The organism is Methylocaldum gracile, from assembly GCF_053646815.1.
In genome coordinates, this window is the sequence record NZ_CM132196.1 from 2,415,636 (window position 1) to 2,429,690 (window position 14,055).

Annotated in this window: 11 protein-coding genes; all 11 read left to right on the forward strand. The window is 57.5% G+C overall.

Going from position 1 to position 14,055, the window contains the following annotated elements; genetic code table 11:
• Window positions 1–2 precede the first annotated feature (2 nt).
• Window positions 3–1,880, forward strand: a complete 1,878-nt coding sequence (gene tssF, locus ACWJJK_RS10665) for a type VI secretion system baseplate subunit TssF (RefSeq protein WP_156880902.1) — start codon at window positions 3–5, stop codon at window positions 1,878–1,880.
• Window positions 1,844–2,875: a type VI secretion system baseplate subunit TssG gene (gene tssG, locus ACWJJK_RS10670; RefSeq protein WP_156880901.1), complete on the forward strand. Its 1,032-nt coding sequence runs from the start codon at window positions 1,844–1,846 to the stop codon at window positions 2,873–2,875. Before tssF ends, tssG begins: the two co-directional genes overlap by 37 nt.
• Window positions 2,876–2,942: 67 nt before the next feature.
• Window positions 2,943–5,654 (forward strand): type VI secretion system ATPase TssH, encoded by a 2,712-nt coding sequence (gene tssH / locus ACWJJK_RS10675; RefSeq protein WP_454128983.1) that lies wholly within the window; start codon window positions 2,943–2,945, stop codon window positions 5,652–5,654.
• 100 nt (window positions 5,655–5,754) lie between these two features.
• Window positions 5,755–6,765 carry a M35 family metallo-endopeptidase gene (locus ACWJJK_RS10680; protein ID WP_156880899.1) on the forward strand — a complete coding sequence of 337 codons (1,011 nt, stop codon included), beginning with the start codon at window positions 5,755–5,757 and terminating at the stop codon, window positions 6,763–6,765.
• A 130-nt stretch (window positions 6,766–6,895) separates the two neighbouring features.
• A complete protein-coding gene (locus ACWJJK_RS10685; protein ID WP_077731018.1) occupies window positions 6,896–7,222 on the forward strand; it encodes a hypothetical protein in 327 nt (108 codons plus the stop codon).
• A gap of 215 nt (window positions 7,223–7,437) precedes the next feature.
• On the forward strand, window positions 7,438–8,346 hold the full coding sequence (locus ACWJJK_RS10690; RefSeq protein WP_077731019.1) for a DUF2934 domain-containing protein: 909 nt from the start codon (window positions 7,438–7,440) through the stop codon (window positions 8,344–8,346).
• Between the two features lie 348 nt (window positions 8,347–8,694).
• A complete protein-coding gene (locus ACWJJK_RS10695; protein ID WP_347257331.1) occupies window positions 8,695–9,537 on the forward strand; it encodes an FYVE zinc finger domain-containing protein in 843 nt (280 codons plus the stop codon).
• A gap of 66 nt (window positions 9,538–9,603) precedes the next feature.
• Window positions 9,604–10,938, forward strand: a complete 1,335-nt coding sequence (locus tag ACWJJK_RS10700) for a tetratricopeptide repeat protein (RefSeq protein WP_156880897.1) — start codon at window positions 9,604–9,606, stop codon at window positions 10,936–10,938.
• A 125-nt stretch (window positions 10,939–11,063) separates the two neighbouring features.
• Window positions 11,064–13,013 carry a type VI secretion system Vgr family protein gene (locus ACWJJK_RS10705; protein ID WP_077731022.1) on the forward strand — a complete coding sequence of 650 codons (1,950 nt, stop codon included), beginning with the start codon at window positions 11,064–11,066 and terminating at the stop codon, window positions 13,011–13,013.
• A gap of 32 nt (window positions 13,014–13,045) precedes the next feature.
• Window positions 13,046–13,651 (forward strand): DUF6931 family protein, encoded by a 606-nt coding sequence (locus ACWJJK_RS10710; RefSeq protein ID WP_077731023.1) that lies wholly within the window; start codon window positions 13,046–13,048, stop codon window positions 13,649–13,651.
• A gap of 35 nt (window positions 13,652–13,686) precedes the next feature.
• Window positions 13,687–13,980 (forward strand): PAAR domain-containing protein, encoded by a 294-nt coding sequence (locus ACWJJK_RS10715; protein WP_077731024.1) that lies wholly within the window; start codon window positions 13,687–13,689, stop codon window positions 13,978–13,980.
• Window positions 13,981–14,055: the final 75 nt, after the last annotated feature.

Genomic DNA, 14,055 nt, shown 5'->3' on the forward strand with positions numbered 1-14,055 from the left:
CTATGGACCCTCGATTGCTTCAGTACTACAACCGCGAGCTGCAGCACATTCGGGAGGTGGGTGCCGAGTTCGCCAAAGAGTTTCCGAAGATTGCGGGCCGGCTGGGGCTGGACGAGTTCGAGTGTTCCGATCCGTACGTCGAGCGCCTGCTCGAGGGGTTTGCGTTTCTCGCGGCGCGGGTTCAACTCAAAATCGACGCCGAGTTTCCGCGTTTAACCCAACATCTTCTCGAGGTCGTTTATCCGCATTATCTCTCGCCAACACCCTCGATGGCCGTGGTGCAACTCCAGCCCGATCTTTCCGAGGGCGCGCTGGCCGAGGGATTCTTGGTGCCGCGCGCGACCTCGCTCAGAAGTCAAATCGGCAAAGGTGAGCAAACCGCCTGCGAATATCGGACCGCTCATGACGTCACGCTATGGCCCCTGCAATTGGTGGAAGCGCAATACCTCGCCACGCCCAGCGCAGTCGCCAATTTGGGCGTGCCGACCAAACCCGGCGTGAAGGCCGGTTTACGTCTTTGTCTCCGGACCAGCGCGGGTCTGCACTTCAATCAGCTCAAGCTGGACCGGTTGCCGATTTTCTTGCGCGGTACCGGCGAACTGCCGTTCCGTCTTTACGAGCAATTGCTTGCCGATACGCTTGCGTTGGCGGTCCAACCCGCATCGCGGCCATCGGAATGGGCCGAGATCATCGACCGGACGCCGATATCTCGGCTGGGATTCGGCGATGATGAAGCCTTGTTGCCGTTTGGTCCGCGCTCGTTTCAGGGCTACCGGCTGCTGCAGGAATATTTCGCGTTTCCGGAGCGCTATCTGTTCGTCGGGTTGAACGGCTTACAAAAGGCCGTCAGTCGTTGTGACGGCACCGAGCTCGAGGTCATCGCCCTGTTCAAGCGCGCCGAGCCTCATCTCGTCAACGCCGTCGATGCCGGCAATTTCTCGCTGTTCTGCACGCCGGCGATCAATTTGTTTCCGAAACGCACCGATCGTATTCACCCGACCCATGTCGTGCCGCACTATCATGTCGTGCCGGATCGAACGCGACCTATGGATTACGAGGTCTATGGCGTCAGCGAAGTGACCGGTTATGGCGCCACGCCGTCCGATGAACGGGAGTTCTTGCCGTTCTACGGGTCCAGGAGCGGTTATCGGCGGCGCGACGAGAACGCCTATTACACGCTGCATCGTGAAAAGCGCGTGTTGTCGTCCAAGCAGCGCCGACAGGGGATGCGCTCCAGCTATATCGGCAGCGAAGTTTTCATCTCGCTGGTCGATGCGGCCGAAGCGCCGTATCGCGGCGATCTGAAACAATTGGGCATGGAAACGCTCTGCACGAATCGCGATTTGCCCCTGCTGATGCCCGTCGGCATGGGCGCTACCGATTTTACCTTGCAGACCGGCGCTCCGGTGCAAGCGATACGGTGTTTGGCCGGTCCGACCAAGCCGAGGCCTTCGTCCGCCGACGGCGAAATGGCGTGGCGTCTGATCAATCATCTGTCGCTCAACTATCTGACGCTGACGGATAGCAGCGAGACCGAAGGTGCGGCGGCGCTTCGCGAGTTGCTCGCCCTTTATGCGGATCCGAATGATGCGACGGTACGCCGTCAAATCGAGGGCGTTCTGTCGATCGGATCCAAGAACGTGGTTCGTCGGGTCGATGCTGCCGGTCCCATTGTATTCGGGCGCGGTTTGGAGATTGCCGTCGAGTTTGACGAATCCGCATTCGAGGGCTCCGGCTGCTTTCTTCTGGGGGCCGTTCTCGAACAATTCTTCGCCCGTTATGTATCGTTGAATTCGTTCGCTGAAACGTCGGTAAGGACGGCGGAACGAGGGGAGATCATGCGATGGCCGCTACGTATCGGGCAGCGACACACGATCTGATCGAGCTCCTTCGCCGCGAGCCCTATCGCTTCGACTTCTTCGAGGCATTGCGGCTGATCGAGTGCCATTACGCGGACAAGCCGAGATTGGGGAAATCGGTTAAAGCCACTGATGATCCGATTCGGTTGAGTCAACAGCCGGAACTCGAGTTTGCGCCGTCGACCCTGGCTTCGTTCGCATCCGGCGCGGACGGTTTTCCGCCGCGTCTGTCGGCGCGTTTTCTTGGGCTGTTCGGACCCAACGGACCCATGCCCCTGCATTTGACCGAGTACGCCCGCGAGCGGGTCCGGCATCATGGCGATCATACGTTTTCGCGTTTCGCGGATGTGTTTCACCACCGGATGCTGTGCCTGTTTTATCGGGCTTGGGCCAATGCCCAGCCTACGGTGTGCCACGATCGCCCCGAATCGGATCGCTTTGCGGCTTATTTGGGCTCCTTTTTCGGGATCGGTGTTCCGTCCGTTCAAAATCGGGACGCCATGCCGGATCGGGCTAAGCTTTACTTTACCGGTCTCTTGGCCGGACAAACCAAGCATCCCGAGGGTCTGCGCGCGCTCATCGGCGATTTTTTCGGGATCAGCGTTAGCTTGCGGGAATTCGTCGGCGAATGGATGGAGATCGCGACGCACGAACAGTCCCGGCTTGGAGTTTCGCCCTGCAGTGGGTCCTTGGGGTTGTCCGTAGTCGTGGGCGCCAGGGTTTGGGGTTGCCAGCATAAGTTCCGAATCGTGCTGGGCCCGATGGGAATCGATCGATATCGGGCGCTGCTGCCGGGCGGCGAAAGTTTGGTCGAGTTGATCGCCATCGTACGCAATTACGCCGGGGACGAACTGGTTTGGGATCTGAATCTGGTTCTTCGATATCAGGAAGTCCCATCTTTGCGACTGGACGGCGGCGCGCAACTGGGCTGGACAAGCTGGCTGGGGACGAGACAAGAAGAAAAAGACGCGGACGAGTTGATGCTGAATCCGTTTTTTCGGTGCTCGGCGCTTTGATTCGCCTGCCTGTACAGAGTTGAATTTTCTAAACGATTAAAAACACCGGATCTAGGGGGATCGCTTCATGGGAGAAATCAGCCGGGTCAAGCTTTTCGGCAAGCTTAACCGCATTTGCTACAAAGCTATCGAAAGCGCGACCGTGTTTTGCAAATTGCGGGGCAATCCGTACGTGGAATTGGTGCACTGGCTGCATCAATTGCTTCAGCTTCAGGATTCGGATTTGCACCGCCTCATCAAGCAGTTCGGCATCGATCCGGGCCGCCTCGCCAAGGATTTTACCGAGTCGCTCGACCGCTTGCCGCGGGGAGCTACGTCCATATCCGACCTGTCGTCGCACGTCGAGGAGGCGGTCGAGCGAGGATGGGTATACGGAACGCTAATGTTCGGCGAAAACCAGGTCCGCTCGGGCCACCTGCTCGTCGGCATTTTGAAGACTCGGGGGCTGCGCGGCGAACTGGTCGGCATTTCGAAAGAATTCGAAAAGATCGGCCTCGAAACGCTGACCGAACGGTTGGCTGAGTTCGTTGGCGGTTCGCCCGAAGACGGATTGGCCGCGACCGACGGATTTCAGGCAGGCGGAGCGGCTCCTGGCGAAGCGAGCGGAGCTATATCGCCTGCTGCCATGGGCAAGCAGGAGGCGCTCAAGCAATTTACCGTCGACCTGACGGAACAGGCTAGGCAGGGAAAGATGGACCCTGTCGTGGGACGCGACGAGGAGATCCGCCAGGTCATCGATATCCTTATGCGCCGTCGTCAGAACAATCCCATCCTGACGGGCGAGGCGGGCGTCGGCAAGACCGCGGTCGTCGAAGGATTCGCCCAGAAAATCGTGGCGGGCGATGTGCCGCCGCCTTTGCGCGATGTGAGCTTGCGCACCTTGGATGTCGGGCTCCTCCAGGCCGGGGCCAGCATGAAAGGGGAGTTCGAGAATCGATTGCGGCAAGTCATCGAGGAGGTCCAGGCCTCGCCCAAACCGATCATCCTCTTCATCGACGAGGCTCATACCTTGGTTGGCGCGGGCGGAGCTACCGGTACCGGCGATGCCGCCAATCTTTTGAAGCCCGCCTTGGCGCGCGGCAACCTGCGCACGGTGGCGGCGACGACCTGGGCGGAATACAAGAAATACATCGAAAAGGATCCGGCATTGACGCGCCGCTTCCAGGTCGTCCAGGTGCACGAACCGAGCGAAGAGAAAGCCATACGCATGATGCGCGGCGTGGTTTCCGTGATGGAAAAGCATCATCGGGTGCAAGTTTTGGACGAGGCGCTGGAATCCGCCGTCAAGCTTTCGCACCGTTATATCCCGGCGCGTCAGCTCCCCGACAAAGCCGTCAGCCTTCTCGACACCGCCTGCGCCCGCGTTGCCATAAGCCAGCACGCGGTGCCGCCCGAGGTGGACGATTGCCGAAAGCGCATACAAGCACTCGAAACCGAGCTGGACATCATCGGCCGGGAACGTTCCGTAGGGATCGACACGACAGCCCGCGAAAACCGCGCGCTAGCCGAACTGGAGGCCGAACGTGAGAGGCTGGCGGCGCTGGAAGGCCGCTGGAACTCCGAAAAGGAAGTGGTCGAAAAGATTCTGGCCCTGCGTCAGCAACTTCGGGAGCAGACCGGAAAAGTCGAAGGCACCGGCAGCGCCTTGGAGCAGGCGGCGGAACAGGCGGAACCCGCACCCGCCGTCGACCGGGATGCGCTGTTGTCCGAACTCAAGGACCTGCAAAGGCGGCTGCACGCATTACAAGGCGAACATCCGCTGATCCTGCCCAGCGTCGACGGCCAAGCGGTCGCTTCCGTAGTCCAGGATTGGACCGGCATTCCCGTCGGTCGCATGGTTAAGAACGAGGTCGAAACCGTGCTGAAACTGGCCGATATCCTGGAACAGCGAATCATTGGCCAACGCCACGCCTTGGAAATGATCGCCAGGCGTATTCAGACCTCCCGTGCCGGTCTCGATAACCCCAATAAGCCGATCGGCGTCTTCATGTTGGCCGGCAGTTCGGGCGTCGGCAAGACCGAAACCGCCCTGGCTTTGGCCGAGGCTCTCTACGGCGGCGAGCAGAACGTCATCACCATCAATATGAGCGAATATCAGGAGGCGCACACCGTATCGACCCTCAAGGGTGCTCCGCCGGGTTACGTAGGTTACGGCGAGGGTGGCGTTCTGACCGAAGCGGTAAGGCGTAGGCCCTATAGCGTGGTGTTGCTGGACGAAGTCGAAAAAGCCCATCCCGACGTTCACGAGATCTTCTTCCAAGTATTCGACAAGGGTTGGATGGAGGACGGCGAAGGCCGGGTGATCGACTTCAAGAACACCCTGATTCTCCTGACTACCAACGCGGGGACGGACCTGATCATGAATCTGTGCAAAGACCCGGAACTGATGCCCGAACCCGACGGTATCGCCAAGGCTCTGCGCGAACCCTTGCTCAAGGTTTTCCCGCCTGCCTTGTTAGGCCGCCTGGTCGTCATTCCTTATTACCCATTGAGCGACGAAATGATCGGTGCCATTGCCCGGCTGCAGCTCGGCCGCATCGAAAAGCGCATCCGGGAAACCCACAAGGTGCCGTTCAGCTATGACGACGAGGTGATCAAACTCATCACCAACCGTTGCACCGAGCTCGAGAGCGGCGGGCGCATGATCGACGCGATTTTGACCAATACCGTGTTGCCGAGGATCAGCGAAGAGTTCTTGATCCGGATGATGGACGGGAACGCCATAGAGCGGGTGCATATCGACGTGCAGGATGGACAATTCGGCTACCGGTTTGAATAAAAATAAAGCCGCGACAAAGTTTCGGCAGCATCCTCGTGGTGACCCCGTTGCTACGAGTCTGTAATCAAAACAAGAGTACGAACCTGAGGGGGAAATTCGGATGGACGTGTTCACCGAAGTCTATGACAAGAGTATCGAGTTGCTTAAGACGTCATCGCTGCAAAAGGACTGGAAAGACATCGAGTCCGGATTGAAGAAGCTGCTTCAATCCGATGGTCCGTCGGTCGATGCCGCACCGGTACTCGACAAGCTGCGCAAGCAGTTGGAAGAAGCCGCGAAGGGGAAAGCCTTGAGCGGCCGCGCGCAGTCCCAGGAGATCCTCAGCGCCTGTCAGACCGGCAGTTCCGGCTACCAAGACCGTGCGGCGTGCATCAAGCAGTTCCGGCATTTCTATCTGGTGGCGAAGAAAGGTAACCAGAGCATATGGGTTGTCGACTCTCCGAAGCACTATGGCAAGTGGACCTATGATCTCTTCGCCGGCAGGAACGAAGCCCAACTCAAATCGGAGCTCAACCACTGGCGCGAGGTGTTCGGTGAGGGTAATCGGAAGATGATGTCCGACGCGCTTCAGCTCGCCCGCAAGTGGAGTTCCGATGTGGAGGTCAAGCTGAGCGGCAAGTCCGGAGATGCGAACGACACGATCCGCCGCTGGTTTCACACCGACGGTGCCAAGGCCGGTGATCTCGATGCCAGCCGGGGCAAACTGCTCGACGGATTCAAGAAGATCACAGCGGCCTGTAATTCCGGCAAGGTGATATTTTCCGACCGTCCCCACAAGCGCGCGGACGGGTCGATGAAAAACACCTTCGCCTCGGTCAACAGCTTGGACGTCATGCCGGTGATCTACATTTACGAATTGTTTCTGCGCACCGGCAAGCGTACGCGTCTCGGAAACATTCCGAAGCTGTGGCTGTGCGCCCTGACGGTAGTCCACGAATTATCCCACAAGCTGGTTAAGACCGAAGACATCCGTTACGACTACGACGGACTCAAGCCCGGCAACGGATTCAAAACCGAAGATGCCTTGAACAACGCCGATAGCTGGGCTTACTTCGCCGGTGATCTTGTCGGCGCGATTCCCAAAAGTGCGATCAAGGAAGCACTAAGCTAAACCAGACGATTGCCCCATGTGCACACTTTTCCGGCAAAGACTTTGTAAGCTCATCATCGTGGCTGCGACGGTGTTTCCTATATTCGCATGGGGCGACGCAGCTACGCTGCCCCAAATAAAGGAGTCAGGCATGGAATCTTCCAAGAGACGTGCGCCGGCGGCGAAGCCGGTCACCCACAAAGGCATACGCTACGAGCAACTGCGTGCGGCGCGCTCACGAGGCTTCGGACAGAGCGGCGGCGTTATCGCGGCGGTCGACGAAGCCAGCGGTCAGGAACTCTGGACCTTGCAATTGTATACCACGCAGTACGACCCCCACGAGGAAACCGATGCACAGGAGGTTTATATCGAGGAACTGCGTATCGATAAGAAGTCCGAGACGTTGATCGCACGCGACGAGCGCGGGCGCACGTTTATAGTCAATCTCAAGGATCGCACGGTCACCGAAAAGCACTAGGCGACTGGGGCGTCCGACGGGCTGGAGCGCGGCGCAGGACGCACGAACACGGCGAATTGGCTCGGGTTTTCTGATTCGGTCGATGGAGGCGAATCCCATCGATCGAGGGCACTGAGTGTCCCGGATCAGGGATTTGGGTACGGGTTCGGGTCATTTTTTCAAAAAACGCGGCATAAAATGCTGCACGTGAGCCCCGACGGGGATTAGGAGAAAGCATGGCCGAGCAGACTGCTCGTGATTTGGTGGCGTACAAGAACTACACGCCGACGGGTCTCACTGAGACGAGACTAACCAGAAAGCTTACCCTGGACCAGGAGTGGGTATTCGGTGGATCGGGCGGCGTCGATATCATGATCAAGTTCGACAAGAACTTTTTCAAAAAGCACCTGTTTACTTACTCCAAGAAAACCAATGAGGTCGCACAGATCGCCTTCTTCCTCTCAAAGGAGGCCGGCGACCCGCCCGGCAGAGAAATGGACTTCTGGCTCCAGGCCGAATTGATCAAGCTCAATCAAAAACTTCGGAAGGCGCTGGAACACCGTGCAGAAGCCTATCGGTGCACTTGCGGGCACTATCTGATCTCTCACGCCTGTACAAACTGCGGGCATGGCCCGGCAAAACACAAGACCGGGAGTGGGGCGAATTGCGCATGCAAGGAAGACACTGGTGCCGGAATAAAATGCGGCTGCACCACCTATACCAACAGATGTGTCGAATCCGGCTGCGCTTGCGGCGGGTTTACGAATACACCGACAGGGGCGTACGCAACATCCCGCAGCAATAGCGGAAAGGGACCCGATAACCCTTTGCAAGGAGCTCCTACGCAAGTAAATACGTGCATTATTCTCGACCGGATACCCATGGAAAAATTCAAAGACGTGGTCATCAAATCGTTCGAGACCGCAGAAACGACATCCCACACCTGGGCGATCAATACCGAAAAACACCTGACATGGGATTTCGGAATCGCAAACTGTGTGGTCAATGCTTCGCTTGGGCAAGCTCCGAAAGATTGGACAACCAGCACCGGTGTAACGGTATCGGCCAAAAAACTCAGTTTTACCCCGGCCAGCAGCGGAAAGCGGGACCTGTACACTTATCAGGTTTTCCACTTGAGCAATTGACGCGAGATACCGGTATAGCGGACTTACAAAGGCAATCTAGGATGTCCGAGATATCCGGTGTAAGGTCCGTAGATCAAGGCCAAACCCATCCTGTGTATCATCCGGATCGTATTTCGACCCCAGAGATGCATAGGATGAGCTAAGTAGCTTCTATAATTTCCTCTTGTGTTCCTTTAATCCCGATTCATTTTCTATTAGGCGTTATTTCGAATGGAGATTACATAAATGCCGCTAGCACAACCGAATACGAAAGGAGTATTCCCGGCGACGATGGGAGGGCAACCCATACCCGAGATAAAGGTCGCGGATAATACTGCATTAAGCGATATGGAAGATATCCATTTTGGTATGAATATCGATGAGGCCGACAATGCCGATCTTTATCGGGATCTCGATCGCGGAAATCCGGTGGAGGCCGACCTTGTCGGCCTTGGCCCAAGAACCATCGATATCAAGCGGCGAGGCGGGAGAACCGCGGAGGATGACTGGGAAATACACTGGGGAAATGCGAGAGCGCGCGGGCTCAAAGGCATGGACGACACGAAGTTCCAAAACTTTAACCAGGCTAGGCCCATTAAGCACCGCCAGTTTCCGGCGGGTGCGCATCTGGGCGGCGTCGACGTAGGGGGAACAAACAAAGAATATAGCCTAGGTGCCACCACAAAAGCGGATACCGAAGGCCTTGAAATGGGTACGAGGTGGTCCAAAACCGCGCTTGAATATTCGCTGGCGCATGGCGGCGGAAAAATCCATTTTCACCTGGACGGAATGGGTGAATTATCCGGTATTTTCGATAAAACCGGGGATTATGGCTATAACGTCACCAGCCGCGAACTGCGGTACGTCAAGAGATTCTGGATGAGATTCCAGCATAAGGTGATATTTTATAACGGATATACGGCCGCTCTATTGCCGGTGATTGTCTGTCCTCCCTGGATACCGAACTGGGAACCGGATAGCGCGACGAACACGTGCCGGGTATGCAATAAGGAATTCAGCAGAGTATTTCCGGTCCGGTGGCGTCATCACTGCCGCTTGTGCGGCAAGAATGTTTGCGACGTCTGTTCGCCCGACCGCGTCCGGTTGACGTTTCCGGTTCAGCGGCCCGGGCACGTACGTGAAACCGGCCCGGTAAGGGTCTGTAGACCCTGTTATTTGGCCTTCAATCGTGCGCTTCCCGCTCCGATATAAGCGTCGGCGATGCTGAAAAAGAAAGGCCCGAATTTCCACGCTCTGTACTATTCCGAAAGTTGATCTATGTTGGACGACGAACCGTCAGATTTCCGCATCGAGGAAGTAACCCCCGAGTTGGCGTTGAGCGGTGCGATTCGCTTGCTGCAAGCGAATCGCCTCGATGACGCCGAGCGGATTTTCAGCGTACTACTGGAGAATTATCCGGACATTCCCGAAATTCTTCATTTCTACGGCATCCTCGCGCATCGGAGAGGCAGAGACGATCTGGCCGTCGAGTCGATCGAAAAGGCCATCGCCATTGCGCCGACCTATGCCGATGCGTACAACAACCTCGGCAACATCTATAACAAGGCCGGCAAGCCCGAAAAGGCGGTGGACGCCTACCGGCGCGCGATCGAGCTGAATCCCGGAAACGTTGCTGCGCACAACAATCTCGGCACCGTTCTCAAGGATCTGGAGCGCTTCGAGGAAGCCGCGGAGCAATTCGCCAAGGCGATCGAACTGATGCCGGACAACGCCGAGCTCTATCACAATTTCGGAAACGTATTCCGGAAGCAGGGCAAATTCGGGGAGGCCGCCCAGGCTTACCGCAGAGCGATCAATCTCCGGCCGTACCGCTCGGACGATTACGAAAATCTTTGCCATGTGCTGTACCTGCAAGGCTTGGTCGAGGAAGCATTGCCCACGATCCGTCAATGGCTGGAACACGATCCGACCAATCCTCTGGCGCTGCACCGGCTGCATTCGTATGCCGGGACGGACGTCCCGGCGCGCGCTTCGGACGACTACGTCCGCATGACGTTCGACAGCTTTGCCGATAGTTTCGATTACGTGCTCAAGGGGCTCGATTATCGGGCTCCGGGTTTGGTCAAGGAAGCCGTCGCCGCATTGTACGATCGGGATCGAGTCGACCTCGAAGTGCTCGACGCCGGCTGCGGGACCGGGCTGTGCGGGGAATTCTTGCGTCCTTATGCGCGTCGGCTGACCGGCGTGGATCTGTCCGTCAAAATGCTGGAGAAGGCCCATGCCAGACGGCAATACGACGATTTGATCGAGAGTGAATTAACAGCCTACATCGGACGGCACACGGATCGGTTCGACCTGATCGTCTCCGCCGATACGCTGGTTTATTTCGGCGATTTGAGCGCGGTTTTCGAGCGGGTAGGGCGGGCACTGCGCCGGGGCGGATACTTCATTTTCACGGTGGAACGTAACGACGAGCGGCCGTCCGAAGGGTACAAGATCAATCTCCACGGGCGTTACAGCCATACGGAGGATTACCTGCAACGTGAGCTGGAAAGCGCCGGGCTTTCCCTTCGGAGGGGCGAGCAGCAGATGTTGCGCTACGAGGCCGGTGTGCCTGTGGAAGGGTTTCTGATCGTTGCCGCGCGGTCTTGAATTCGGTGGTTGCTCGCTGCGACCGGAAAGGTGTCTCGGGCGGAATCGCCTGAAATCATCGGTCTATATCCCAGGTTTGTTAGTATTCGACAAATTGTCTCCAATCATTCTAATGGGTTAGTTTTATGTCGTTCACCCAGGATTTCCGCTCCGCTTCCGTAACGAGTCCTTTGGGCAAAGACGTCTTGTTGTTCTTCCGAATGCAGGGGCGGGAGGAATTCAGCCGCTCGTTCGAGCTTGAAGTGGATTTGCTCAGCGAGAATCGGAATATCGCCGCCAAGGACGTTCTGGGAAAGAAACTGACCGTCGCGCTTGAACTTTCCAACGGGGGCAAACGTTATTTCAACGGCTATGCCGTTCAATTCAGCCAGGAACCCGATCTCGGCGAATTCGCGCATTACCGGGCGGTTTTGCGGCCGTGGCTATGGTTTCTGACGCGCAAGACGAATTGCCGCATTTTTCAGGACAAAACCGTACCGGAGATCGTCAAGGCCATTTTCGAGGAGCATGGCTTCAGCGGCGACATTCAGGAATCGCTGAGCGAAACCTATCGGCAGCGCGAATACTGCGTACAGTATCGCGAAAGCGACTTCGATTTCGTCAATCGGCTCCTGGAAGAAGAAGGCATCTACTATTTCTTCAAGCACGAAAGCGACAAGCACATTCTCAATCTCATCGATTCCGCCAATGCCCACTCGGCGGTTTCCGGGTATGCGGAAGTCCCTTTCTTTCCCCCGGAGAATCAAGAACGGCGGCTCCGGGATCACATCTTCGCCTGGTCCTTCAAGCGGGTTATTCAGCCTGGGACTTACACGGTCAACGATTTCGACTTTGAAAAGCCCAAAGCCTCCTTGATCGAAAAGACAAACCGGCCGACGGAGGACGATTACAGCAAATACGAACAATACGATTATCCGGGAGGATACGTTGCGAATGCCGACGGGTCGCATTACTCGAAAGTGCGGTTGGAGGCGCTCCAGTCGGATTACGAGCGGTTTTCGGGCGAGGGTAACGTCGCGGGCCTGGAAGTCGGAGCCTTGTTCAAGCTGATCGATCATCCCCGGCAGGATCAGAACAAGGAATACGTGGTTACCGGAATGGAATTCCGGCTGCAATCCAACCGCTATAAGTCGGCGAGCGACTCGGCCGGCGATTTCGCGGAGAAGCTCGGCATTTCCGCCATTGCCAAGACGCAGCAGTTTCGTGCCGCCCATCGCACGCCGAGACCCATGGTTCGCGGGCCGCAAACCGCCATAGTGGTCGGCAAATCGGGCGAGGAAATCTGGACCGACCAATATGGACGCGTGAAGGTCAAGTTTCACTGGGACCGCGCGGAGAATCGGGACGAGACCAGTTCGTGCTGGGTGCGGGTGTCCCAGCCGTGGGCGGGAAAAGGATGGGGCGCGATTGCGATACCCCGTATCGGCCAGGAAGTGATCGTTGATTTTCTCGAAGGCAATCCGGATCAGCCGATCATTACCGGCCGCGTCTACAACGCGGAGCAGACCGTGCCCTATGCCTTGCCCGGCAAGGCCACGCAAACCGGCATCAAATCGCGCAGCAGCAAGGGCGGGGGACAGGACAATTTCAACGAGATCCGCATGGAGGACGATAAGGGGAAGGAGGAAATCTATATCCATGCCGAGAAAGACATGAATGTGGTTGTCGAAAACAGCGCCACGCTCAAGGTCGGTTTCGACAAGAAGGACCCCGGCGATCAGACGATAGACATCTACAATCACCGGACGACGACCCTGGAGCAGGGCAACGACAAGCTGCAGCTCAAGCAGGGCAATCGGGAAGTGGTGCTGGACATGGGCAACCACACCTTGTCGATCAAACAGGGGAATCAGGAGACCAAGATCGATCTGGGCAAAAGCACGCTGGAGGCGATGCAGTCGATCGAACTCAAGGTCGGGCAGAACAGTATCAAGATTGATCAAAGCGGCATCACGATCAAAGGCATGATGGTCAATATCGAGGGAACCAGCATGGCGGAACTGAAATCGCCCATGACGACGGTAAAGGGCGACGGAATGCTGACCGCCAAGGGCGGTATCGTCATGATTAATTAACCGAGTTGTAATCTCCGAGACTGAAAAGCAAAATGACTGAACCCGTTTTCACCAAGGTCTCTGCGCCCAACGCCGCGGCCGTGTGCCGTGATATCGACCTCGACGAAGCCGCACTCCGATTGCTGAATCCCGAAATGAGCCCGGCTGGCTTTTTACGCCTCCTTATGGAAAACGCCTTGTATCCCGAGGCCGTTAAATTCCTCGCACGGGCGCTTCCGAAACGGGAGTCGACCTGGTGGGCCTGCCTATGCGCCCGCAGCGCTTTAGCCAATGATCCTGCTTCGCCAGCGATAAAACCGCTCGAACTCGCCGAGCGCTGGGTTTACAAACCCAGCGAGGAACATCGGCGTTCGGCTTTTGCTGCGGCGGAGGCGCATCAGTTCCAAGGGGCGGGGAGCTGGGCGGCGGTGGCGGCGTTCTGGAGCGGGGGCAGCATGGCTCCACCGGATGCGCCGGCCGTTCCACCCGCGGACAATCTTACCGGGAAAGCCGTTGCCGGAGCGGTCATGTTGGCTGCGGTTCAGAACGAGCCGGAAAAAGCGCCGGAAAAGTACCAACGCTTCTTGGCGCAGGGCATCGACATTGCCTGCGGCGGCAACGGCCGGTTGGCCTCCAAGCTTGCCGGTGCGAATGCGTAATGGCGCGATCGAATGACTGATACAGTGAGGGCAATATGAGCAAACCCGCGGCCCGCCTCACCGATATGCATACCTGTCCCATGTTCGACGGCCCCAAACCCCATGTGGGAGGGCCGATCACGGCTCCCGGCGCGCCCACGGTGCTGATCGGTTCTTTGCCCGCCGCTCGGGTCGGCGATGTGGTAACCTGTGTCGGACCGCCGGATACCATTGCTCAGGGTTCGGCCACGGTGATGATCGGCGGTCAGCCGGCGGCGCGCATGGGCGACATGACCGCCCACGGCGGTGTGATCGTCGTGGGCCAGCCGACTGTTCTCATCGGCGGATAAACGGATCGACCGTCATTTAAGGAATGCACCGGAAACGCGACGCCTCTCCGGCGGAGCTTAAGGTATTATCCGGTG

Excerpts from the sequence above, each read along its gene's own strand:
- tssF (WP_156880902.1), top strand. The coding sequence starts at position 3 with ATGGACCCTCGATTGCTTCAGTACTACAACCGCGAGCTGCAGCACATT.
- tssG (WP_156880901.1), top strand. The coding sequence starts at position 1,844 with ATGGCCGCTACGTATCGGGCAGCGACACACGATCTGATCGAGCTCCTT.
- tssH (WP_454128983.1), top strand. The coding sequence starts at position 2,943 with ATGGGAGAAATCAGCCGGGTCAAGCTTTTCGGCAAGCTTAACCGCATT.
- ACWJJK_RS10680 (WP_156880899.1), top strand. The coding sequence starts at position 5,755 with ATGGACGTGTTCACCGAAGTCTATGACAAGAGTATCGAGTTGCTTAAG.
- ACWJJK_RS10685 (WP_077731018.1), top strand. The coding sequence starts at position 6,896 with ATGGAATCTTCCAAGAGACGTGCGCCGGCGGCGAAGCCGGTCACCCAC.
- ACWJJK_RS10690 (WP_077731019.1), top strand. The coding sequence starts at position 7,438 with ATGGCCGAGCAGACTGCTCGTGATTTGGTGGCGTACAAGAACTACACG.
- ACWJJK_RS10695 (WP_347257331.1), top strand. The coding sequence starts at position 8,695 with ATGAATATCGATGAGGCCGACAATGCCGATCTTTATCGGGATCTCGAT.
- ACWJJK_RS10700 (WP_156880897.1), top strand. The coding sequence starts at position 9,604 with ATGTTGGACGACGAACCGTCAGATTTCCGCATCGAGGAAGTAACCCCC.
- ACWJJK_RS10705 (WP_077731022.1), top strand. The coding sequence starts at position 11,064 with ATGTCGTTCACCCAGGATTTCCGCTCCGCTTCCGTAACGAGTCCTTTG.
- ACWJJK_RS10710 (WP_077731023.1), top strand. The coding sequence starts at position 13,046 with ATGACTGAACCCGTTTTCACCAAGGTCTCTGCGCCCAACGCCGCGGCC.
- ACWJJK_RS10715 (WP_077731024.1), top strand. The coding sequence starts at position 13,687 with ATGAGCAAACCCGCGGCCCGCCTCACCGATATGCATACCTGTCCCATG.